Annotated in this window: 24 protein-coding genes; 9 read left to right on the top strand and 15 right to left on the bottom strand. The window is 67.6% G+C overall.

Going from position 1 to position 22,561, the window contains the following annotated elements:
• Positions 1–16 precede the first annotated feature (16 nt).
• From N0B31_RS02580 to N0B31_RS02565, 4 genes are all read right to left on the bottom strand, one after another.
• A complete protein-coding gene (locus N0B31_RS02580) occupies positions 17–2,041 on the bottom strand; it encodes a type II secretion system F family protein (RefSeq protein ID WP_260594228.1) in 2,025 nt (674 codons plus the stop codon).
• Positions 2,038–4,356 carry a type II/IV secretion system ATPase subunit gene (locus N0B31_RS02575; RefSeq protein ID WP_260594227.1) on the bottom strand — a complete coding sequence of 773 codons (2,319 nt, stop codon included), beginning with the start codon at positions 4,354–4,356 and terminating at the stop codon, positions 2,038–2,040. Before N0B31_RS02575 ends, N0B31_RS02580 begins: the two co-directional genes overlap by 4 nt.
• Positions 4,357–4,460: 104 nt before the next feature.
• Positions 4,461–5,657: a pyridoxal phosphate-dependent aminotransferase gene (locus N0B31_RS02570; protein ID WP_260594226.1), complete on the bottom strand. Its 1,197-nt coding sequence runs from the start codon at positions 5,655–5,657 to the stop codon at positions 4,461–4,463.
• Positions 5,654–6,142, bottom strand: coding sequence for an Lrp/AsnC family transcriptional regulator (locus N0B31_RS02565; RefSeq protein WP_260594225.1), 489 nt, complete (start codon positions 6,140–6,142; stop codon positions 5,654–5,656). Before N0B31_RS02565 ends, N0B31_RS02570 begins: the two co-directional genes overlap by 4 nt.
• A 179-nt stretch (positions 6,143–6,321) precedes the next feature.
• Here N0B31_RS02565 and N0B31_RS02560 point away from each other — a divergent pair, with 179 nt between their 5' ends.
• A complete protein-coding gene (locus tag N0B31_RS02560) occupies positions 6,322–6,504 on the top strand; it encodes a DUF7317 family protein (protein ID WP_260594224.1) in 183 nt (60 codons plus the stop codon).
• 52 nt (positions 6,505–6,556) lie between these two features.
• Here N0B31_RS02560 and N0B31_RS02555 read toward each other — a convergent pair whose 3' ends face one another.
• Positions 6,557–8,416 (bottom strand): LEA/WHy family protein, encoded by a 1,860-nt coding sequence (locus N0B31_RS02555; protein ID WP_260594223.1) that lies wholly within the window; start codon positions 8,414–8,416, stop codon positions 6,557–6,559.
• Between the two features lie 111 nt (positions 8,417–8,527).
• Between N0B31_RS02555 and N0B31_RS02550 the strand changes: the two genes are divergently transcribed.
• The 4 genes from N0B31_RS02550 to N0B31_RS02535 all read left to right on the top strand — a co-directional run bounded on the left by N0B31_RS02550 (position 8,528) and on the right by N0B31_RS02535 (position 10,004).
• Positions 8,528–8,950, top strand: coding sequence for an EamA family transporter (locus tag N0B31_RS02550; RefSeq protein WP_260594222.1), 423 nt, complete (start codon positions 8,528–8,530; stop codon positions 8,948–8,950).
• A 39-nt stretch (positions 8,951–8,989) separates the two neighbouring features.
• The gene (locus tag N0B31_RS02545) at positions 8,990–9,571 is read left to right on the top strand and encodes a thioredoxin family protein (protein WP_260594221.1); all 582 of its coding nucleotides are present in this window, start codon (positions 8,990–8,992) and stop codon (positions 9,569–9,571) included.
• A 47-nt stretch (positions 9,572–9,618) separates the two neighbouring features.
• Complete coding sequence (locus N0B31_RS02540) at positions 9,619–9,774, top strand: hypothetical protein (protein WP_260594220.1); 156 nt, start codon at positions 9,619–9,621, stop codon at positions 9,772–9,774.
• A gap of 74 nt (positions 9,775–9,848) precedes the next feature.
• On the top strand, positions 9,849–10,004 hold the full coding sequence (locus N0B31_RS02535; RefSeq protein ID WP_260594219.1) for a hypothetical protein: 156 nt from the start codon (positions 9,849–9,851) through the stop codon (positions 10,002–10,004).
• Positions 10,005–10,037: 33 nt separating this feature from the next.
• On the opposite strand, the gene N0B31_RS02530 is transcribed toward N0B31_RS02535, so the two are convergent.
• Positions 10,038–10,703 carry an MBL fold metallo-hydrolase gene (locus N0B31_RS02530; protein ID WP_260594218.1) on the bottom strand — a complete coding sequence of 222 codons (666 nt, stop codon included), beginning with the start codon at positions 10,701–10,703 and terminating at the stop codon, positions 10,038–10,040.
• Between the two features lie 278 nt (positions 10,704–10,981).
• Between N0B31_RS02530 and N0B31_RS02525 the strand changes: the two genes are divergently transcribed.
• The 3 genes from N0B31_RS02525 (at position 10,982) to N0B31_RS02515 (ending at position 14,647) form a co-directional block, all read left to right on the top strand.
• Positions 10,982–11,647 carry an O-methyltransferase gene (locus N0B31_RS02525; RefSeq protein ID WP_260594217.1) on the top strand — a complete coding sequence of 222 codons (666 nt, stop codon included), beginning with the start codon at positions 10,982–10,984 and terminating at the stop codon, positions 11,645–11,647.
• Between the two features lie 90 nt (positions 11,648–11,737).
• A complete protein-coding gene (locus N0B31_RS02520; RefSeq protein WP_260594216.1) occupies positions 11,738–13,390 on the top strand; it encodes a long-chain fatty acid--CoA ligase in 1,653 nt (550 codons plus the stop codon).
• A 105-nt stretch (positions 13,391–13,495) separates the two neighbouring features.
• On the top strand, positions 13,496–14,647 hold the full coding sequence (locus N0B31_RS02515; protein ID WP_260594215.1) for an acyl-CoA dehydrogenase family protein: 1,152 nt from the start codon (positions 13,496–13,498) through the stop codon (positions 14,645–14,647).
• A gap of 77 nt (positions 14,648–14,724) precedes the next feature.
• Here N0B31_RS02515 and N0B31_RS02510 read toward each other — a convergent pair whose 3' ends face one another.
• The 9 genes from N0B31_RS02510 to N0B31_RS02470 form a co-directional block, all read right to left on the bottom strand.
• Positions 14,725–14,994: a DUF7314 family protein gene (locus N0B31_RS02510; RefSeq protein WP_260594214.1), complete on the bottom strand. Its 270-nt coding sequence runs from the start codon at positions 14,992–14,994 to the stop codon at positions 14,725–14,727.
• 10 nt (positions 14,995–15,004) lie between these two features.
• Positions 15,005–15,331 carry a DUF7315 family membrane protein gene (locus N0B31_RS02505; RefSeq protein ID WP_260594213.1) on the bottom strand — a complete coding sequence of 109 codons (327 nt, stop codon included), beginning with the start codon at positions 15,329–15,331 and terminating at the stop codon, positions 15,005–15,007.
• 127 nt (positions 15,332–15,458) lie between these two features.
• A complete protein-coding gene (locus N0B31_RS02500) occupies positions 15,459–16,256 on the bottom strand; it encodes a cytochrome b family protein (RefSeq protein ID WP_260594212.1) in 798 nt (265 codons plus the stop codon).
• A 4-nt stretch (positions 16,257–16,260) separates the two neighbouring features.
• On the bottom strand, positions 16,261–17,055 hold the full coding sequence (locus N0B31_RS02495) for a cytochrome b (RefSeq protein ID WP_260594211.1): 795 nt from the start codon (positions 17,053–17,055) through the stop codon (positions 16,261–16,263).
• A 55-nt stretch (positions 17,056–17,110) separates the two neighbouring features.
• On the bottom strand, positions 17,111–17,959 hold the full coding sequence (locus N0B31_RS02490; RefSeq protein ID WP_260594210.1) for a Rieske (2Fe-2S) protein: 849 nt from the start codon (positions 17,957–17,959) through the stop codon (positions 17,111–17,113).
• The gene (locus N0B31_RS02485) at positions 17,959–18,345 is read right to left on the bottom strand and encodes a DUF7318 family protein (protein WP_260594209.1); all 387 of its coding nucleotides are present in this window, start codon (positions 18,343–18,345) and stop codon (positions 17,959–17,961) included. Before N0B31_RS02485 ends, N0B31_RS02490 begins: the two co-directional genes overlap by 1 nt.
• The gene (locus tag N0B31_RS02480; protein ID WP_260594208.1) at positions 18,345–18,905 is read right to left on the bottom strand and encodes a plastocyanin/azurin family copper-binding protein; all 561 of its coding nucleotides are present in this window, start codon (positions 18,903–18,905) and stop codon (positions 18,345–18,347) included. The genes N0B31_RS02485 and N0B31_RS02480 overlap by 1 nt, the downstream gene beginning before the upstream one ends.
• Positions 18,906–19,026: 121 nt before the next feature.
• Positions 19,027–19,977: a DUF7319 domain-containing protein gene (locus tag N0B31_RS02475; protein ID WP_260594207.1), complete on the bottom strand. Its 951-nt coding sequence runs from the start codon at positions 19,975–19,977 to the stop codon at positions 19,027–19,029.
• A 51-nt stretch (positions 19,978–20,028) separates the two neighbouring features.
• A complete protein-coding gene (locus tag N0B31_RS02470) occupies positions 20,029–21,411 on the bottom strand; it encodes an aryl-sulfate sulfotransferase (RefSeq protein WP_260594206.1) in 1,383 nt (460 codons plus the stop codon).
• A gap of 141 nt (positions 21,412–21,552) precedes the next feature.
• On the opposite strand from N0B31_RS02470, the gene N0B31_RS02465 reads away from it, so the two are divergent.
• On the top strand, positions 21,553–22,554 hold the full coding sequence (locus N0B31_RS02465) for a glycoside hydrolase family protein (protein ID WP_260594205.1): 1,002 nt from the start codon (positions 21,553–21,555) through the stop codon (positions 22,552–22,554).
• The last annotated feature ends 7 nt before the right edge of the window (positions 22,555–22,561 follow it).

The raw sequence follows: 22,561 nt of genomic DNA, 5'->3' as shown, positions 1-22,561 counted from the left end.
ACGAACGTCAGACGGTTCAGATGAACAGGAACACCACGAGCGCGAACGTCGGCAACACGACGGCGAACTTCACGCCGGCCATGATGGAGACGTCGCGGATGTAGCCCGCGATGAACCCCGAGATGACCGCCTGCAACGTGACGGCGTGGAAGAACAGCAGGGTGAGCAGGTCGGTGTCGACGTTGCCACCGAACTGCCCGCCGCCCGCGCCGCCACCGCCGCCGCTGCCGGAGGCCTGCGAGGCCAGTCCGGCCATCACGTCGAGGAACTTGATCTTGAGGATGGCCATCACGCCCAGCAGCGTCATGTAGGTCATGATGATGATGACCACCTGCATCCGGGTCCGCGACTTGCGGTCCCGGAGGATGTCGTCCTGGTTCTCGGAGGCCTGCGCCGCGGTCGTGAGGACCGACGTGATCTGCGAGGAGGCCTCCTGCGCTTTGGAGATGAGTTTGACCGTGCGGGCGAGCCGTGGGATGTGGTACTTGTTGTTGAACTCCCTGAGCGCCGTCCGCAGCGAGGTACCGTAGTTCACCTTCGCGTACATCGTCTCGAACTCGTCCGCCAGTTTGCCCGAGGAGGTCTCCGAGACGACCTTGATGGACTCGAGCAGCGTCATCCCGGTGTCGTTGGCCGAGGAGAGCTTCCGGAGGTTGTCCGACAGCTTGTTCGTGATGCCGTTGCGCGAGCGGACGTTCCACTCCCGGAAGATCATCAGCGGCAGGAAGTTGACGTACAGCGGGACGTAGAACCAGAAGAACGTCCCGCGCACGGGGTTGGCGATCATCCCGTCGAGCGAGAGGGGCGCGAAGTTCGCGGCCACCGAGAACCCCAGCAGGACGACGGTCGCGGGCACCGTCACGGCCAGCACCGCGAGCGGGTGGTCCCGGAAGAAGAGGTGGGGCTGGCGGAGCAACTCCATCGTCTCGTAGGTCCCCTCGCGGTCCTTGATGCGGTCGAAGATGCTGCCCCGACCGGTGTAGTTCTCGACGAGTCCGAGGTCGAACATCCGGGAGGACTCGGCGGCACTCTGGAGCTCACCGTCGCCGGCCTCGAGGTAGCCGTCACCGACCTCGTCCTGCACGACGGTGGAGACCAGGACCAGGAACCCGGCGCCGATGAGCGGGATGAGCCCGTAGACGGTGCCGTAGAGCAGCATCGTCTGGGCCTCACCCAGCATCGACATGATGACGAGGATGATGATGAGCAACAGCGGGAACAGCGAGAGCGTCATGAACATCTCGCCGAACAGTTCGAGGGTCTCGAGGACCATCTCCTGTTCCTGCTTGGAGGTCCGCATCTGCTTCTCCTTCTGGTCCTCGAGGAACCCCTCCATGTCACCACCGGAGTTGATGATGGAGAGCATGTCGGTGAGGAACTGACTCAGTTCGTCCGAGGGCGTCTGGAGCGCCTGATTCCGGACCGCCGTCCGGTAGTCCGTGTCGAAGTACTGCGTCTCCAGCACGATGGACTGGAACTCGCGGGCAACCTCGCCGTAGGTGTCCTCCGCCTTCGCCATCGCCTCGAGGATCTCGAGCTGGTTCAGTCCGCCCACAGAGAGCGCGTACATGAACGAGACCGAGTCCGACAGCAGGACGTTGATCTCGCGTTTCCGGGCGTCCGCGGTCAGGTACGGCCGGGCCACCATCGACCCGAACCCCATCCCGAAGCCGATGGAGCCGAACACGAGCCCCGTGACGATGACGATGAACGGGATCTTCAGCGTGTTCAGGAGCTGGGCCGTCTGCTCGCCGACCGGGAGGTTCAGGAACAGCGGCGCGCCGTCCGCGAACAGGATCTGGACCAGCAGCCACCCGAGCAGCAGGCCGACCAGCCAGAGCGCCCCGCCGACGAGCACCCCCACCGCGAGCGACCGCGAGAGGTATATCTCGACGGTCTGGGGCATCCGCGCCTCCGCGAGCTTCGTCTCGAGGTTCGCGACGAAGTCCGAGTCGTCGTCGAACAGTCGTCGATAGAGCGGGTAGAAGGTGTCAGAGAGGGAGTCGACGCTCCCGACACCGCTCCCCGACTCGAGGCTCATTCACTCCCTCCCTCGAAGGAGAACCCGCCGAAGTCGAACACGTCCCCACCGTCGGCGGCGGCACCCTGACTCCCCGAGCCGAGCGCTTCGACCATCGCGCTGTCGCTGTCGAGGTACTCACGCAACAGCGCCTCGCCGTCCGAGAGCACCTTCGCGGCCTCGTCGCGGCGCTCCTCCGGCGGGTCCGGGCGGGGCACCATCTCCTCTTTCTTCGGGTCGATGTCGATGGAGACCGACTCCATCTCGCGGAGGTCCTCGAGCGACTGCTCCAGTTCGTCCGCCGCGATGAGCGAGAGGATGGTCTCCGGGTCGTTCATGAACGCCTGCAGCGTCGCCGCCACCTGCGTGTACGTGTTGAGGTGCTGGTCGATGAGGTACGCGAGCACCAGTTTCCGCTCGAACATCTCCCGGTTCAGTTCGTCGACCGACCAGCCACGGTCGAACATGATCTCCTCGAGCGTGTTCGACTCGCCCATCTGCAGGTACTCGTCGGTCTCCGCCTGCCACTGATAGACGTCCTGGACGTTGATCTCGTCGTTCTCCGGGTCGTAGTGGTTGATCTCGGTGAGCGACTTGTTCCGGCGCACCTTCCGGCCCTGCACCCGCGTCTGGGTCTGGATGCTCACGAGGTCCAGCGCCGTGAACATCGTCTTCGAGACGTTGATGGGTTCCGTCGTGAACCGCTTGATGACCTCGCCGACGGAGTCGGCGTGGAACGTCGTGAGCGTGGTGTGCCCGGTCGACATGACCTGGAACAGCGTCCGACCCTCCTCACCACGGATCTCACCCATGACGATGTACTCGGGGCGCTGTCGGAGCGCGGCCTCCAGCAGGTCGAACTCGTCGACGTCACCCTTGTCGTCCTCGGAGAACGACGGGCGCGTGACGGAGGCGATCCAGTTGCGCTGCGGGAGTTCGACCTCCCGCGTGTCCTCGATGGAGACGATCTTCGCCTTCGACGGGATGAACAGCGACACCGCGTTCAGCGAGGTCGTCTTCCCCGACGCCGTGCCGCCCGCGAAGATGAGCGACTTGTGGTTCTCGATACAGAGCCACAGGAACGCCATCTCGTCGAGGCTGAACGTGTTCCAGTTGATGAGGTCGATGGGCGTAAACGGGACGTCCTTGAACTGCCGGATGGTGTAGTTGGTCCCGTGGTCCGACACCTCCTTGCCCAGCGTGAGCTGTGAACGCGACCCGTCGGGCAGGGTGGCGTCGACCTGCGGGTTCCGCTTGGAGATACCCTTGCCCGAGCGCTGGGCCATCTTGACGACGAAGTCGTCGAGTTCCTCCTTCCCGTGGTAGACGTTCGAGATTATCTGCTCGTAGTCGGAGTGGTAGACGAAGACGGGTGAGTTGTACCCGTCACAGGAGATGTCCTCGACGTTGATGTCGTGTTTGATGCCGTCGATGCGCTCGAAGCCGATGAAGTCCCGCTTCAGGAGGTAGAGCAGTTTCTCGATCTGGTAGGAGGAGAGGGTGTCCGCGTCCTCCTCGATCAGGGCGGGTTCGGGACGGGCCGACCGACCGGTGGGGGCGGTCGACTCGCCGGACTCGAGTGCCGGCGCGTCCATCCCGAGCATCCCCTTCAGTCGGTCGACCGTACCCGGTCCGTCGGGGGTCGCGTCGTCCGCGTAGAGGTCGTACCGCTCGAGCAGGTTGTGCGTCTCACGCTCGATGACGCCCGCCCGGGCGTCGTCGTCCCCCTCGACGATGACCTCGTCCGAGGAGTACTTGATGGCGGTCTTGAGTTTCCTGGCGACGAACTCGCGCAGGTCCGCCTCGATGCTCGTGAGGTACGGCTCTATCAGGTAGTACTTCTTCTCGTTCTCCTTCTCGGAGTGGAAGATGATGACGAACGCGAACGGCTTGTTCACCCAGTACCGGTCGACCTCGCGGAAGTGGAGTTTCTTCTCGAGGGGGACCGCCTTCTCGAGGTCGTAGCGGTCCACGACGGTTTCGCTCCCGTCCACGTTGGAGAAGAAGGTGTCCTCGTCCAGCTGTTCGTTGACGTCGACGGTCCGGTCGTCGACGAGGTCCTGCAGCCGGTCGGCCGTGTCACCGTGCGCGGCGAACAGGTGTTCCGTGTGCTTCGGGTCGAAGCCGAGGTACTCCTGCCGGTCGAAGTCGATGACGTTGCCCTCGCTGTCGCGTGGCGGGTCACCGTTCTCGTCGTAGTAGTACTCGTGCTTGAAGTCCTCCCAGTTGTAGTCGCCGACGGTGGCGCCACCGTCGGCCGCCTCGACGCCGTCGGCGGGCGGGTCGGTTGGGGTCGGCGTCGTCGACTCGCCACCCTCCGCGTCGTCGATTGCCATTGTGTGCCCGGTAGCAGGATGTAAGGAAAAAGGTTTAGGTCGACTTACTTTCCGGATGCCGGGAGCAAGACGCCTGTCCGACGATATTCCGGCTTCTCGGCGGCTCAGTCCACGAACCGCTCGATGCGGGCCATCGCCTCGCGGAGTTCACCCAGTCCCGTCGCGTACGACGCGCGGAGGTGGCCCGCCCCACCGGCCCCGAACGCGTCGCCCGGCACCACCGCGACGCCCTCCTCCTGGAGGAGTGCCTCGGCGAACTCGCCGGCGTCGGGCCACGGCGACTCCGGGAAGACGTAGAACGCGCCCGTCGCCTCGAAGCAGTCGATGCCCATCTCCTCGAACCGCGAGAGGACGAAGTTCCGACGCCGGTCGTACTGGCGTCTCATCTCCGCGACCTCGTCGTCACACGAGCGCAGGGCCTCGACGGCCGCGTACTGGGCCGTCGTCGGCGCCGACAGCATCGTGTACTGGTGGACGCGGTTCATCGCCTTGATGACCTCCGCTGGAGCCATCGCGTAGCCGAGTCGCAGACCGGTCATCGCGTAGGCCTTCGAGAAGCCGTTGAACACGACGGTGCGCTCGCGCATCCCGTCGACGGTGGCGATGGAGGCGTGGTCGCCCGAGTAGGTCAGCGCGGCGTAGATCTCGTCGGCGAGGACGCCCACGTCGTTCTCGATGCAGAACTCCGCGACAGCGGTTATCTCCTCGCGGTCCATCGTCGCCCCGGTGGGGTTGTTCGGGTAGCAGTAGACCAGCAGGTCCGCTTCGTCGGCGCCGTGCTCGTACAGCACCTCGGGCGTGAGCACGAACTCGTCCTCGGCGCGGGTGGGCACCGAGAGCGGGTCGCCGCCGGCGAACCGGACGCCCGGTTCGTAGGAGACGTAGGCGGGTTCGGCGATGGCGACGGTGTCCCCGGGGTTCACCAGTGCGCGGAACGCGGCGTCGATGGCCTCGCTCGCGCCCGCCGTGACCAGTATCTCCTCGTCGGGGTCGTACTCCTGCCCGTACTTCGTGACGTGCGCGGCGATCTCCTCGCGCAGCTCACGGGTCCCGCGGTTCGCGGTGTAGGAGGTCCGGCCCTGTTCGAGTGAGGCGATAGCCGCCTCGCGGGCGGCCCACGGCGCCGAGAAGTCGGGTTCGCCGACGCCGAGCGAGATGACGTCGTCCATCTCCTCGGCGAGTTCGAAGAAGCGGCGGATGCCCGACGGTGGGACGCTCGTGACCCGGTCGGACGGCTGGAGGGGCGAGCGCGCCTCGCGTTCGTCCCCGCGTTCCTCGCCGCGCTCCTCACCACGACTCATGGGGTCACCGACAGCCGTTCGTCGTCGTCCTCGTCGTCGAAGACGATGCCGTCGTCCTTGTACGTGTCCATGATGTAGTGGGTCACGGTCTGGGTGATCTCGGGCACCGGCGCGACCTTCTCGGAGACGAACCGGGAGACCTCGCCCATCGTGTCGGCCTCCACCTCGAGCGCGAAGTCGTAGTCGCCGCTCACCAGTCGCAGCGAGCGGACCTCCGAGAACTTCGCGATGCGGTCCGCGATGTCCCGGTAGGAGGTCTCCCGGTCCAGCGTGACGTTCAGTTCGACGTGGGCCTGGACCGGTTCCGCGGTCCACTGGCTCCAGTCGACGACGGCCTGATAGCCGCGGACGACGCCATCGGCCTCCAGTTCCTCGACCGTCGCCGCGGCCTCCTCCTCGTCGAGGCCGGTCATCCGTGCGAGGTCAGCGACCGAGTAGCGCGCGTTCTCACGGAGCAGTTCGAGTATCTCGGCGCGCTCGTCCATACCGAACGCACCCCCGACGCGGGCTAAAGACTTGCGACACCGGTGGAACTCCCCCCACGGGACGACCCCACACACCCCATTGTATAACGATAGTTCACGACCTTCTCCGGCATATTAGGTCATGTGTTGATATATTATCTCACGATATTCTTATTATGCTATGGGTCGCGTGTCGGAGTATGCACCAGCACGCGGTCCGGACGGCGGCGACGCTGTACAGCGAGGGAAGCCTGGCACTGGACGCGGCGGCGAAGCAGGCGGGCGTCACGCCTACGCAGATGGAACGGTTCGTCCAACGGGCCGGCTTGCCCACACCGGCCACCGCGGAGACCCGAGAGACCGTCCGCGTCGCCGCGGACTGATCCACACCCGACCGCCGTCCATCCTGCGTTCGTCTCGTCGCGACGAGCGGCGCTACTCGCCGTTCCCGTTCTCGCGTCCGCTCTCGCCGTCGTCGGCCAGTACGTCGGTCTCGATCACCTCGTTGCTCCCCAGGAAGTCGAACGCCACCCGTTCGCTCCGTCCGCCGGCCTCCACGGTGGCGTGTGCCCGCGTGTCCAGCCGTGACCGCTCGCCGTTCCGGACGTGCGTCGGCCACCACTCGGCCATCTTCGTGTGGTCGAGGACGACCGTGAACTCGAGCGTGCGCGTGGTGCCGGGCGGAATCTCGAACGTCCGGTCCAGTTCCCGGCGGTCGGCCAGTCGGACCTCGTTCAGCGCCACCGTATAGTTCACGTCCCGGATGGTCAGCGACGAGAGCGTCTGCTCGTTGCGCACGGTCACCCGCATCGTGATCTCGCCGCGTTCGGGCGTGGCGCTCGCCCACTCCGCGTCCGTCTCGACGACCGTGGCGACGGTCCGCCCGTCCTGTTCGACGGCCGAGGGCTCGTCGCTCGACAGCTGTGCGGCCACGTCCGTCTCCACCGTGCCGTTCCGGTCCGGGAGGGCCACGGGCAGCGTGGTCAGGCCCACGTCCGCGACGCCCGTGACGGTCGTCCGGACCCGCGAGCGCTCCCCGTTGTTCACGTGGCTCGCCCACCACCGGGGGACGGTCGAGTGCTGCTTCGGGGCCGTGACGGTGACGTTCCCGACACCCGTGGGCAGCTCGTCGACGCGACTCGTGTTCTCGGCGACCACCACCTCGCCGATGCGGGTCCGCTGGTCGACGGTCAGCGTCAGGAGGTCCGTGTACGCCTCGCCGTTCGGGTTGTCGATGCTGACCGTCGTCACCACCTCGGTGGTGTCCTCGCGCACCGCACCCCACCGCGAGTCCGTCCCGAGGACCTCGGGCGTGGCGTACTGCGCGCCCGTCCCGTCGCTCGGCACGGGCGTCGCCGTCGTCTCCCCGTCGCCGAGGATGCGCGTCTCGAACCGGAGCCGCCGGTCGAACACGTTCAACGGCAGCCGCCGACGCTCGCCGTCCTTCTCGACGACGCCGTACACCTCGACGCTCAGGTTCGTCGTCTCGTTCTGCCGGACGTGCGTGACCCACCACGCCTGCATCTTCGGCGTGTCGAGCGCCGCGTCCGCGCGGACGGTGCCCGACTCGCCCGGCGCGAGTTCGATGCCCTCCTCGGTCGTCCCCTCGCCGACCACGACCCCGTTCATCACGACGCGGTACGCCGTGCCGTCGAGGCGGACCGGTCGGTCGTGGACGTTCCGCAGGTCGACGGCGAACGTCACGGGGGTCCGCTCGGCGTCCGCCGTCCCCCACGAGGCCGTGCGGTTCGACACGACCAGGACATCCCGGTCGGCGAGCGTGACGGTGCTCTCGTCGCCCCGTGCGAGTGCGCCCAGCAGGTCCGTCTCGACGACTGTCGTCCGATTCGGGTACTGCCGGTCGACGACGCCCGCGACGCTGACGCGCGGACTGACGACGAGTTCCGAGCGTTCGCCCCCGTTGACGTGCGTGACCCACCACGCAGGCACCTGTCCGTTGTCGAAGGTGCCCTCGACCTCGATGGTACTCCGGCCGGGCGGCACACTCACACCGGACCGACTGCCGGAGGCGACGCGGACGCCGTTCAGGTGCGCCTCGTACCGGACGCTCGCGGCGGCCGGGAGCGGTCGCTCGTTGGGGTTGTCGACGACCACGTCGGTCCGCACGGCCGTCGACTCGGGCGAGGCCTCGCCGAACTCGCTCTCTATCGACTCGACCGTCGGCGTCTGGTAGTCCAGGTCACCACCCGTGAAGAGGAACAGCCCGCCGGCGACGAGGAGGCCGACGACGAGGAGCGCCCCGACTGCCTTCACGCCGAGACTGCGTTCGGTCACGTGTATCGGGCACCCCTACCCACTACGGCGGGTAAAACGTGGTGGCCGTCTCGACCGGAGAACGCCGTCGATATCGGGGTTTTCAAGCGGTCTCCGCCACTCTCGTCGCTCGTGAACCTCGGCTATCTCGCCTACGCCGTCCTCGCGCTCGTCTCGTACACGCTCGTCGCACCGCTGACGAAACTCGCCACGCGCGACCTCTCCAGCGACGTGGTGGCGCTCGTCACCAACGGGATGCTCGTCCTCGCCGCCCTCGGCGTGGTCCTCGCCACCGACCGGTCGCTCACCGAGGCGGTGACCCACCCAGACGCGAAGTACATGCTCGCCGCGGGCGTCTGCCTCGCGGTCGGCATCCTCGCGTACTACCGGGCGCTCGCGCTCGGCCCGGTGAGCGTCGTCGTCCCCGTCTTCGGGATGTTCCTCGTCACCTCCTCGCTCGTCGGGGTGGCGTTCCTCGGCGAGTCGTTCACCGGCCGCAAGGCCGCCGGCATCCTGCTCGCCGTCGTCGCCGTCTACCTCGTCACCGTGGAGTGACGCCGACAGAGACTTTCGGCCGCCGGCCCAACGTCCGGTATGGTCGCAGCCGAATCCACGCAGACACTCGAACGCGGCGACGAGGCACCGGCCTTCTCCCTGCCCGGCACCGACGGCGAGACGTACACACTCGAGCGCTTCGCCGACCACGACGCGCTCCTGCTCGTGTTCACCTGCAACCACTGCCCGTACGCGGAGGCAAAGGAACCCGCACTGAACGCCATCGCCGCCGACTACGACGAGGTGGCCGTCGTCGGCGTCAACCCCAACGACGCCGAACAGTACCCCGACGACTCCTTCGAGAAGATGCGGGAGTACGTCGAGTCGGGGCGCATCCAGTACGACGCCTACCTCCGCGACGAGCGTCAGGACGTGGCCCGCGCGTACGGCGCGGAGTGTACGCCCGACCCGTTCCTGTTCGTGAACCACGCGGGCGCCGAGGGTACCGAGTGGCACCTGAAGTACCACGGCCGACTCGACGACGCGCTGAACCCCGACGCCGAGCCCTCGGGTGAACCGGGCTTCGAGATGCGCGAGGTCATCGACACCGTCCTCGCGGGGGGCAAGGTGGACGAGGAGTTCCGCCCCTCGCGCGGCTGTTCGATCAAGTGGCGGGACTGAGTCTCCACCCCCGGTAGCGTTTTGTCCGCCGGCGTTCGCCGGGCGGTATGGACCTCACGAAGTACTTCGACGAGGTGAGTCCCGGACTGATGATACTGGTCGGTATCGCGCTCGTGGTGTTCCCGGAGCCCGCGACCTCGGCGTTCGGGGCTGGTCTCCTGTTGCTCGGGCTCGCGTGGCTCGCCTACGAGTGGAACCGCTGAGCAGCACCTCCCCCGACTGCTGGCTTGCACGCGCCGGCAGCGAGCCCTTCACCCTGCCGGCGCTGTGGGTGACCGTGTCCCTCACGGACTCAATCGGCGGGGTCAGTCCCGCACTGATCGTCGGCATCGGTATCGTCCTGTTCGTCGTCCCCGAGCCAGTGACCTCCGTACTGGGGGCGCTCGTCCTCGTACTCGGCCTGGTGTGGCTGTTCGCTCGTCGGCTCGGCTGAGGCCGGGTGCGCGAGGGGCGAGCCCGACGCCACTCACGGCCGCGTCGCGATGTCGTCGAGACGGTCGCTCCCCGCCTCGACGTAGCCGCCGTGGAAGCAGAGCGTCGATTCGACACCCAGCGCCGCGAGGGTCGACACCGACTCCAGCGCCCGGTCCAGGTCCTCCGTGAACCCCTCGTTCGGTGGCTGGAGTCCGCGCTCGTCCGCGGTGAGCGCGTCGCCCGCCAGCAGGAACCCCGAGTCCGGGAAGAACACGGAGACGTGGTCGGGCGTGTGGCCGGGCGTCGGGAGTACGCGAGCGGGCCCCGCCTCGGTGGCGAGGGTGACGGACCCCTCGAACGCGAGGTCGACCCGAGCGGGCGGGTAGCGGTCCGGCCCGGAGCGGGGGTCTTCGCGCCCGTCGACGATGCGGGCGGTCGGCTCGTGCGCCACGACGAACACGTCCGTCCGGTCGCGCAACTCGGCGAGGGCCCCGCAGTGGTCGCCGTCCTGGTGGGTCAGGAGGATGGTCTCGACGTCCGCGAGGGCGAAGCCGGCGTCGGCGAGCGCCGACTCGAGCAGGTCGAGGGTGCCGGGTAAGCCCACGTCGAACAGCAGCAGTCCGTCGGCCGTCTCGACGGCCGCGAGCGTGAACGTCTGCTCGGTGTCGCCACGCGGAACCGTGACCGGCAGGGCGTGGACCGCGTCCGGGAGTGCCATGTGCGGTGTTCGGCCGCGGACGGCTTAGCCGTGGGGGCCGGGACACCGCCGGCTGGAGGTGGACGACCGGTGGCCGGAGGTTCATACGTGAAGGGGGGACCAGCCCCCCGTGACCTGACCGAGGCCACGGGGCGTTCGCGGTCGTGCAGCCACTGTCCCGTGGAGCGACTCGCGGGCGCAGAGCCCCCGAGCGGTACACGACGGAACCGCTCGACGCCCGGTTCCGCGCGGGCTGCCTGTCCGCCCACTTCTAAGCCCCAGCGCCGCGTGACGCCCGTATGGCCGACCCCATCCCCGACGCCGTCGAATCGTTCGCCAGCCTCGTCGGTCCCGACCCCGGACCCGTGCTGGCCGAGATGGACGCGAAGGCCGAGCGTGAGGGGTTCCCGACGGTCGGGCCCGCCGTCGGGGGCTGGCTCCGCTTCCTCGCCGGGACCGTCGACGCAGAACGCGTCTTCGAGTTCGGGTCGGGATTCGGCTACTCCGCCGTCTGGTTCGCCGGTGCGCTCCCCGCGGACGGCCTCGTCGTCCTCACCGAAGTCGACGAGGAGGAACTGGACGAGGCCCGCGAGTTCCTCGCCAGCGCCGGCTACGCCGACCGCGCCGCCTTCGAACTCGGGGACGCCATCGAGACCGTCGAGCGCTACGACGGCCCGTTCGACTGCGTGCTGGTGGACAACGAGAAACATCGCTACACGGAGGCGTTCGCGGCGGTTCGCGAGAAGGTCAGCCCCGGCGGGCTCGTGTTCGCCGACAACGCCGTCACTGCCGGTTCCATCGAGTTCGAGGCGCTCGAGCCGCTCCTCCGTGGCGAGGCGCGTGAGACGACGGAGGCGACGAGAGGCATCGCCGAGTACCTCCGGACGGTTCGTGCGGACCCGGCGTTCGAGACGGTTCTCCTCCCGGTGGGCGAGGGGGTCGCGGTGAGCCGGCGCACCCGGTAGCACCGGTCTCGACTGACCCGACAGCTGCTGGCGCCGTACTGACCTCTGTAGGAAGAACCAAGGGAGGCGAAAGCGAACGCTACGAACGCTATGCCAGGCGGCAGTGACATGACCCTTCGACCGTTCCTGTGGCGCGCAGAGAAGCTCTACCCGGACCAGGAGATCGTCTCCCGGAACCACGACGGGATGGAGCGGTACACCTACAGCGAGTACGCCGACCGGACGGCCCAGCTCGCGAACGCGCTGGACGAGTACGGCATCGAGGACGGCGACCGCGTCGCGACGTTCTGCTGGAACCACAGCCGACACTTCGAGACGTACTTCGCAGTCCCGACCATCGGTGCGCAGCTCCACACTATCAACCCCCTCCTGCCGGACGAGCACATCCAGTACATCGTCGGTAACGCGGAGGACGAGATCGTCTTCGTCGACCCGTCGCTCGCACCGAAGCTCGCGGGAGCCGCCGAGGACGCCGTCGAGTTCGACGACGTCGACTTCGTCGTCATGGGGAGCGAGGAGGTAGAGGGCCTCGACGCGACCCCCTACGAGGAGTTCATCGCGGGCCACGACACCGACTACGACTGGCCCGACCTCGACGAGGAGGCCCCCGCCGGGATGTGTTACACCTCGGGCACCACGGGCCGCCCCAAGGGCGTCGAGTACACCCACAAGATGCTCTGGGCACACACGATGGAGTCGCTCACCCCGCAGGGCATCGCGATGGCCGACGACGACGTCGTCATGCCGGTCGTCCCGATGTTCCACGTCAACGCGTGGGGGATGCCGTTCACGGCGACCGCGGCCGGCGCCAAACACGTCTACCCCGGTCCCTCGCCTGACCCGGAGGACATCGCCAACCTCCTCGAGAACGAGGGCGTCACCATCACGGCCGGTGTCCCGACCGTGTGGCTGGGCCTGATGGACTACTGCAAGGACCACGACGTCGACCTCTCGGAACTCGATACGGTCATCGTCGGTGGCTCCGCGGCCCCCGAGTCGATGATCCGCTGGTTCGACGAGCGAGACGTCGAACTGCTCCACGCGTGGGGGATGTCCGAGATGTCCCCGCTGGGTACCGTCTCGCACCTCAAGGCCGACCTCGAGGACGAGGACTACGATACCCAGATCGAACACCGCAAGAAGCAGGGCCTCATCGTCCCCGGCCTCGAGTTCAAGGTCGTCGACGACGACGGTGAGGAGATCGAGTGGGACGGCGAGGCGTTCGGCGAACTCTACGTCCGTGGCCCCTCGGTCACGACGGAGTACTTCCAGCGCCCCGACGCGAACGAGCAGGACTTCGAGGACGGCTGGCTCAAGACCGGTGACATCGTGAGTGTCGACCCCTCGGGCTACATCAAAATCGTCGACCGCGCGAAGGACGTCATCAAGTCCGGCGGCGAGTGGATCTCGTCGGTCGAACTGGAGAACGCCATCATGGCGCACGACGACGTGAACGAGGCGACCGTCATCGGCGTCCCCCACGAGAAGTGGCAGGAGCGGCCGGTCGCGTTCGTCGTCCCGGCGGCCGGTGTCGACGAGGACGCCGTGAGCGAGGAGGTCATGGCCATGCTCGCCGACGAGTACCCCAAGTGGTGGCTCCCGGACGACATCGTCTTCATCGAGGAGGTTCCCAAGACGGCGACCGGGAAGTTCTCGAAGAAGGACCTGCGCGAGCAGTACAGTGACGGGTCGCTCGTCGAAGGGCAGGTCCCGGAGGACGCCGCGCCCGAGAGCGACGACTGAGACGACACCCGAACGGTCTGTAGGGGTCCTATCCGACCCCTGTGAACCGGCAGCCGCCCCCTGATTCCGCCCCCTTTTGACGCTGGAAGCCCTACGTAGAGAGGTATGGAACTGCTAGAGGAGTCGCTGGTCCCCGAGCACGCACGCGATGTCAAGCGACGGACTCGCGAGTTCGCCGACGAGCACATCCGGCCGGTCGCTGCCGAGTACTACCGCACTGGCGAGTACCCGTGGGACGTTCTCGAGGCGGGGATGGACGCGGGCATCGTCGCCCAGGACATCTCCGAGGAGTACGGGGGGTCGGGCTACGACCTCCACGAACTCCTCGCGATGGCGGAGGAGCTCTACCGGGCTGACGCCGGCATTGGTCTCACCATCATGCTCGCCTCCTTCGGCGCGGAGATGCTGGAGGAGCACGGCTCGGAGGAGCAGAAAGAACGGTTCCTCCGGCCCGTCGCCGAGAACGAGCAGATCACCGGCCTCGCCGTCTCCGAACCCGACACCGGCTCTGACCTCGCGGGGATGACCACCACGGCCGAGCGGGCGGGCGACGAGTACGTCCTCGACGGCGAGAAGTACTGGGTCGGCAACGGCGTTGAGGCCGACTGGGTCACGCTGTACGCGAAGACGGGCGACGACCCAGACGACCGTTACGGCAACTACTCGCTGTTCGCCGTCCCCACCGACACGGACGGGTACGACGCCGAGCACATCCCCGAGAAGATGGCGATGCGTGCCTCGAAGCAGGCACACATCCACCTCGACGGAGCGCGCGTTCCGGCCGAGAACCGCATCGGGCCGGAGGGCGCGGGCTTCTACATGCTCGCGGACTTCTTCAACTTCGGCCGCGTCGTCGTCGGTGGTCACGGCATCGGCCTCGCGGCGGCCGCCCTGGAGGAGGCGTGGGAGTTCGTCCACGACCGGGAGGCGTTCGGCCGCGGCATCGCTGACTTCCAGTCGGTCCAGCACCGCCTCGCCGACATGCGACTGGAGTTCGAGTCCGCACGAGGGCTGGTCTGGCGCGCCGCCGACCACGTCGCAGAGCGTGACGAAGCCGGCCTCTGGGCGTCGATGGCGAAGGTCAAAGGCACCGAGGCGGCCACGATGTGTGCCGAGAACGGGATGCAGCTCCACGGCGGACGCTCCATCCTCACCGACAACCGCATCGCTCGCGTCTACCGCGACTGTCGCGTCCCCGTCATCTACGAGGGGGCCAACGAGGTCCAGCGGAACCTCATCTACAGTCAGCAGAACTGACCGACACGCGCGTCGGCTCGGTCACGCTTCGATTCGATCCAGTTCGCTCGGTTCGCTGCTCCGGTCGATTCGGCCGGTCAGGCCTCGCTCTCGCTCATCGCCTTCCGGACCTCACGGAGGCCGGGGATGACGACGACGAACGTGAGGAAGCCGAAGATGGCGAACCAGAACAGCCCGTCCATCGCCACGAGCGCCAGCTGGTCGTAGATGGTCGGGTCGGCGATCTCCGGCGGCGCGATGAGCTGCGTGTCCTCGAACCCCGGCGTGCGGTACCACCCCGCGAGGGTCATCCAGCCCAGGCCGGCCGTGACGAGGATCGCGAACCCCTTCATGAACTCGTCTGCCATTGCTCGTCAGTCAGTCAGCGTCGTCCTTAGACCTTCCCATCTCCGTGGCCCGGAATCGGGTGGAGAAGGCGTACGTGCCCGCCCCGAGCGCGATGGCGAGGAGCCCCGAGACGGTGATGAGGACGTTCACGTCGGAGAGGTCGGCGGTCGCGCGCTGTGTCCCCCAGTCGAGCAGGACGAACCCGAGGACGACCATCCCGACGGCGAACAGCGTCGAGAACACCGTCACGATCTTGTATATCTCGAGCGGTACCTCGACGTCCCGGCCACCGGGACCCTCCCGGTCGGTCGTCTCGGCCTCCGCATCCGTGGCGGTGGCTGCGTCGCCGTCGCTCATTATTGTACCGTACGGCCGCGGCCGACTTGACTCCGCCGCTTGCGGTGCTCCGTGGGACGAGGCGGCGCCTGGCGAGCGTCGAAGACGGGTGAGAAGACGGGAGTTCCGCGGGTCGGGTCGGGCCGCGTTACTTCGGCGGCCGCAGGCGGTAGTACCGCCGGTTCAGCTCGAACATGTACCCCTCGCGCATCGACTTCAGCACGGCGTAGCCGATGAACCCCGCCACGAACGGCAGGAGGAACGTCAGGTCGAACAGCAGGTGCGCGTCCATGGGCAGCAGGTTCTTGACCGAGAGCGCGCTGACGGTGAACGCGAAGACGACGCCGAAGACGCCGACGGCCGCCCAGAACGGCTGCTCGACGGGTCGACGGGCCGCCCCCTTGTTGAGGAAGGGGACGATGGCGATGAAGCCGACGACGACGAGGTTCGCCAGCACACCGTACGTCCGGTCGGCCAGCAGTTTGTCACCGCCCAGCAGGGCGAGGTCGGGGTTGAGCGGCCCGAGCTTCAGCAGGCCGAACGACCAGTAGAGGTACCAGTCCGGCAGGATGACCGCCGGGGTCTGAGACGGGTTCGCGGGCGCCCCGATGTGGGGCGGGAGCGCGGCCGACAGGAAGATGATCATCCCCACGAAGAAGCTCGTGAGCGCGAGGTTACGGACCATCTCGTGGGGCCACGCCGGGAACGCGAGCACGTCGCGTTCCACGTAGTCGGACTCCATCCGCAGGTCCTGGTCCTCGCGGCGAGCCCGCTCGAAGTACTCGTAGGTCAGCCGGGAGAGCCCCTGCGAGCGCTCCTTGCGCTCGCGCCACGTGGGCGTCTCGTCGTCCGGTGCGACGATGCCGGTGCCGCCGCCGTCCGTGGCGACGTCCTCGCCACCATCCGTGACAGCCTCGTTCTCGGTTGTGTTGTTTTCCTCTGTCATGGTATCAGTGCGGCTCCGCGATGCCCTGCATCCACACGATACCGATGTGGATGGCGATGAGCGCGGTCGTGATGAACGGCAGGAAGAACACGTGCAGGATGTACATCCGCTGCAACGTGCTCTGGCTCAGGGTGAACCCGCCGAACAGTAGCTGTGCGACCCACTCCCCTGCGAGTGGGATGGAGAGGCTCATCTCGACGCCGATCTGGCCGGCCCAGAAGGCCAGCTGGTCCCACGGGAGCAGGTAGCCCGTGTACCCGAACACCATCGTCAGCGAGATGAGGACGATGCCGATGATCCAGTTCAGCTCGCGCGGCTCCTTGTACGCGCCCGTGAAGTAGACACGGAGCATGTGCAGGAACACGGCCGCGACCATCACCTGCGCGGACCAGCGGTGTAGGCTCCGCAGGAAGAAGCCGAACCGCAGCTCCGTCATGATGAACGTGATGGAGTTGTAGGCCGTCGACGGGTCACCGGTCGTCGCCGGGCTGTAGTAGAACCCCAGCAACGCGCCCGAGATGGCCGCCACGACGTACGCGATGGTACTGAAACTCCCCAGCGCGTACAGGGGGTACCAGTACCAGAACTTGTTGTCGAGGTTGTACTGTTCCGTGTGGCTCTTCGGCATCTGCATGTTGACCTTGTAGTACAGGTCCTCGAGTATCTCGAGGTAGTCAACGATGCGGAGGCGCTTGTCGAGCCACATCAGGACCGTCAGGTAGGTCGTCTCGACTGGCGTCAGGTCCCGCTCCTGCATCCAGCCCTTGTGGTCGTGTTCGTCCTTTGGTTCCAGACTCATTGTCTGCCTCGTGGGCCGCGTGTCTCGCCTGTGTGTAGGGGTTCGTGCATCTTAGTTACTCCGGGCGCGGCAGCGCCACGAACGACGTCTCGACCGGGCTGAACGGGTCGTACACCGACTGGTGGCACTGACAGTACACCGCGTTCTCCCCGCCGAAGGCGGCCGACCCCGCGAGGTGCTTGAACCCCGGCACGCAGCAGAAGTGGGTGCACTTGTTCAGCCACGCGATGAACCCCTCCTCGGTGGTGGCCGCGCGGAGGAACTCCGCGTCGACTCCCTCCGGTGGGTTCTGTCGGAGCTCCTGGATCTTGGTCGAGCGCATCACCTGGACGACCATCGTCTCCTGCGGGGAGACGTCGACGGAACGCCAGGAGCCGAGCGCGGGCTTGCCGAGACCGCTCCGGCCGATGCCGTTGCCCCACGTCTCGTAGTCGTCGAACATGTCGACGGTGAGCGGGTCGCCCGCGTTCAGGTCGCTCATCCAGGCGTAGGTGTTCCCGGCACCGCTCGCGACCCGGAACGTGTTGTCTTGGTCCGCGTTCGGGTCGACACCGGGGTAGGTCTGGACCCCGCAGTACTGGAACCACGCCGAGGAGTAGTTGACCCCGCCGATCTCCGTCTGGGCGACGCCGTCCTCGACGGTGTCCGGGAAGGAGCCGCTGAGGGTGCCGTCCGAGCCGACCTCGACCGGGATGAGCGGCATCCCGCGCGGGGCCGGGCCGTCGGTGTTCTCGATACCGACGAACTGGGTCAGCCCACCACCGGCCCCGGAGGCCGAGGTGGCGACGCCGACGGAGGCGGCCGCGCCGGTACCGACGGCGGCGAGCGATGCACTGCCGACGACGCCCTTGACGAAGCGTCGGCGGCCCGATTCGGTCGGATACTTGTCGTCGTCTGCTGGCATTATTTCTTGTAGTAGGGGTAGACCGCACGTTTCACGTTCTCCCACGCGTCGCCGCCGAACTGCTCGCCCTCGACGTCCTCCTCGCGGATGTACAGGTCCTCCCACTTGCGCCGGCGCTTCTTGACGATCATCACGTCCGGCAGGAACTCCTTGCGGTAGAGCAGGAGGATGAACGAGAGGGTGATGAAGATGGCCGCCAGCAGCCCGCCGAGGAACATGTTACCGAACTCGGAGAGCCCCCAGCCGGCCACCAGCCCGTAGGTGAACAGGCCGACGAACACCACCTCGACCACCGTCAGGAGGACGATGGCGATGAGCGCCGCCGTGGACTCGCGGGGCGGCTCGTAGCGGTGGATGGCGCCGACGGTGTTGTTGCCCGAGCTCATCAGTCACCACCCTTCGCGTGGGGCGACTCGCCGTACTTCAGCTGGAAGAACGTGAACACCAGCGACATCAGGATGGCGAGGATGGTCGCGATACCGACGAAGTGCGCCTGGATGGGGACCCCCATGTGCTCGGGGTCTGCCTCCTTGGCGCCACCGCCGCCGCCGGGCGCCTCGCCCGACTCGTTCACGATGACGGTCCCGACCATGCCGGAGGACCGGTGCGGGGCGCAGTAGTACTCGTAGGTACCCGTCGTCTCGAAGGTGAACGAGTACTCGTGGCCCGTGTCGTACGTGTCGGCCGCGCCACCCTCGGTACCCTCCCAGTTGGCGCCCTCGGGCTGGCTCTCGACGACGATGTTGTGGAGGTCCGACTCCCACACGAAGTTCACCGTCGTCCCGGGTTTCACGTACAGCTCGGCGGGCTCGAACACGAGGCTGCCACCCGGCCCGACGATCACCTCCTTGCTCGACTGGGCGGCGGCGGTCCCAGCGGTGCTCGCGGCGGCGGCCGTCGCGGCAGTCGCGCCACCCGCCGTCCGCATGAACTCCCGTCTGTTCATAGACAACCGACTGTCGGGACTATATTCGTATAAACCCACCGAACGCCGCGCCGTGCCCCGTGTTTGCCGGGTTTGCGACCGGCGACGAACACCCCCGTCCTCCGCCCCGCCAGCGGGGCGCTCAGACCGACTCCTCGCCGCGCTCTTCGACGCTCTGACTCGCCCCCTCGCTCGCCCCCTCCTCGAGTTCGCCCGCGGGCCACTCCACCTCGGGTGGGAGCCACTCCGGGCGCTCCTCTGAGTCGATGCCGATGGCGCGCAGGCGGTTCCGGTACTCCTCGGCACGGAACCGGTCGGAGAGCCTCGCGTTCGCCACCATCAAGAACAGGAAGAACCCGATGACGAGGAACCCCAGGCCGGCGACGAGGATTATCGGGTCCGCGGTGAACGGGCCGACGCGCAACACCCCCAGCAGCCACGCGCCGAACAGGGCGAGCCCGGCGAGCAACTGCACGCCCGCGACGATCTGGATGAGGAGGTTCCCCTTCTCGCCGCTCCCCTGCGGCACGTCCACTGGGTCCGGCAGGAGGTCCCCCTCCGGCATCGCCGGCGGGTCGTACTCCTCCATCGAGTTCAGCGCCACGAGCGGTTCGACGTCGCGGAGGACGGTCCCGCGGCCCTCGGTGCTCCCGTCCCGGTAGACGACGACGTACCCCTCGTCCGAGTAGGCGACGAGGCGGTCGGGGTTGTCGAGGCGCTCGACGCGGGCGAACACGTCGCGGGTCACCACGCGTGACTTGACGTCGGCCTCCAGCCGGTCGAGTAGCTCCGACCCAGTTATCCACGTCTCCGGGTCGAACACCGCCTCCCACTCCTCGGCGGTCATCTCCGCCATCTGATCGGGCCCGAAGTTCTCGAAGTCGTACTTTGCTTCCACCTGCGCGCGGAGTTCCTCGAGACTCGGTGCCTCGTCGTCGCCCTCGGTGGTGTCCGTCCCGTCGTCCGTCGTCGACGCCGGGCGGTCGTCGGACGGGGAGTGCGAGGACGACGAGGCCGCCCCGGTGGCCGACGCCTCGGGGTCCGTTCCCTCCGCGTCGTGGTCGGCCTCGGTCTCCTCGGTTGCGTCGGCCATCACCACTGAGTACGGTCGCGTCCCCCGTAAACGTCGTGGTAAGGGCGGGTGCTACTGACGACTCCGGTCGCCGCCGAGCGAGGGGGGCCGCGGCAGGCGCCGGTCGGACCACGAGAACTCGAGACCGAGCCACACGAGCGCGAACGCCACCGCCGCCAGCAGGGCGAGCACCTGCCTGATGCCCATCCACCACGGGAGGACGAACAGCACGGCCTGGTAGACGGGGCTGGCGGCGAGGCGCCCGGTCAGTGACTCGGGAGCCGCAGGGCCGCCGTCGCCGTCGACGCGCGACTCGAGACCGAGGCTCGCGGCGCTGTTCCCGGTGGCGCTCTCGTCGCCCGTCTCGAAGCGCTCGGCCTCGTACGGCCGGGTCAGCGACACCTCCCAGACCACGTCGCCCGCGCGGTTCACCTCCACGACTCGGTTCGAGTTCGTGTCCGTCACCAGCGTGTGGCCGTTCGGCAGCCGGTCGGCGTCGCGCGGCCAGTTCACGCCGCTCCCGGTCCAGACCCACGACTGCTCCCACTGGCCGTCGACGCGCTGGTACTCGACGATGCGGTGGTTGTCGGAGTCCGAGACGAGGACCGCCGGCCCGCCGCGCTCGGCCGGGATGTAGTCGGGGTTGTGCTGCTCGTTCAGCACGTCGTAGTCGTCGTTCGACCCGAGCGACCACGATTCGTCGAGACCGGTCTCCGGGTCGACGAACGCGACGGTGTCCTGGTTCCGCAGGCCGACCATCACGCGGCCGTCGTCGAGCAGTTCCACGTCGTTCAGGTGTGTCCAGTCGGTGGGGAACTCCCCGCCCTCGTTCACGTCGTAGTCCGACTGCACCTCCCAGCCCCACTCGACGAGGCCGCTGGTCACGTTGATGACGAACACACGGTCGAGGTGGATGTCGGCCACGAGGAACGTGTCGGGGCCGACGCGGTCGACGTCGTGCCACCGGATGCTCGGTTCGCTCCGGACCGTCTGGGAGTAGAGGGTGGTCCGCTCACCGGTCGAGAGGTTCGCCGTCTCGATGTGGTTGACGAAGCAGGACTTCGCCTCGCCGCAGTGGGGCCGGGTCCGGAACTCGCTGGCGACGTAGAGGACGGTCGCCGAGGTGCCCGGTTCCGGGTCGACGTCCCAGTAGGAGTAGTAGCGGTTGTCGTAGTAGGAGAGCGTCCCGTTCGGGTCGATGGCGAGGAGCTCACCGGGGGAGTCGCCCGAGCGCTGGACGAAGTCGACCTCCTTGCCGACCGTCTGCGTGGTGATGACGGTGGTCCCGTTGGCGGGCGCGGCGATACGGTCCCCGACGCTGGCCGTGACGTCGAATGCGCCCGTGTCACTCCCGCGGGTCACGTAGGCTTCGCCGACGAACGTGGCCGGGACGAGGAGACCGAGGGCGAGACAGAGACGGACGACGAGCCGCCGACGGGGGCCGAGTGAGGTCATGACAAGCATCGTGATGCTCCAGAGGGACAATGTTACGACGGAATTAACAGACCCGTGTGGGAGTGTTAACCCACGCTGGCAGTTGACCGAACCGGCAGCACCGGGTGAGAGTTTATTACCGAACCGACGGACTCCACCGACATGGACGCCGAACGGGCCCTCGCGTGGCTGGTGGCAGTCCTACTGGTGGTCGCCTCGCTCTACACGCTGGCTGTCCAGTCCGCCGGGGTCGCCCTCTTCGGGGTGGGAGAGCGTCCCCCCGACACCTGTGCGCCCAGCGGGACGGCCCTCGCCCCCGAGTGGACCGACTGGAGCGACCCGGAGCCACTGGTCGGTGTCTACGACCCCGTCCTCTTCGTCGAACCCGACCGCGAGTTCCCCTACCGCCTCCTCGTCGACGACGGGGACGGCCGGATGGACCTCTACGAGAGTCGCGACTTCGAGTCGTACCGTCGCGTCGCCGCGGACGTAGAGGGCGCCGAGTTCGCCTCGAACTTCAACTGGGGCCGGGAGGTCGACGGGGTCTACTACCTCTTCCGGACCGTGGGGGAGGAGCGTACCGAACTCTGGACCGGCCGGTCGCTGACCGACCTAACGAACCGCGGCGTCGTCCTGAACGAGAGCGACACGGGGGGGTTCTACGACCCCGAGACGGAGACGTGGCACCTCTACTACGAGCAGAAGTTCGGCACGCCCGGCGAGAACGGCGAGGCGCTGGGGCACGCCGTCTCCACGGACGCGCTCCACTGGGACCGACAGGGCCTCGCACTCGACGTGCGTGGCGAGGGCTGGCAGACCGGCGACCCCGACGTGGTGCGGGTCGACGGCACCTACTACCTGTTCGTCGACGAGACGACCGAACACCCCCGCTACCACGTGCAGGTCGCCACCTCGGAGAACCTGTCGTCGTTCACGCCCCTCGGTCGGGTGACGACGGCCTGCGGCGGCGACCCGGTCGTCCGCTATCTGCCCGACCGCGACGAGTTCGTGATGCTCACCGAGTACAGCGGCCCCGACATCTGGGGCGTGGGCGTCCGCACGTCGACCGGCCCCGGCGCGGGCCCCTACGAACTCGGCGGCCAGCAGGACGTGGTCCGGACCGTCGGGAACGCCACGGCGACACCGACGCCGACCGCCGGGTGAGGCCGAC

The sequence above is a fragment of the Salinirubellus salinus genome (assembly GCF_025231485.1).
Lineage (GTDB): Archaea > Halobacteriota > Halobacteria > Halobacteriales > Haloarculaceae > Salinirubellus > Salinirubellus salinus.
The sequence above is the reverse complement of the archived record's forward strand: the minus strand, read 5'-3'. Positions and strand labels throughout refer to the sequence as shown.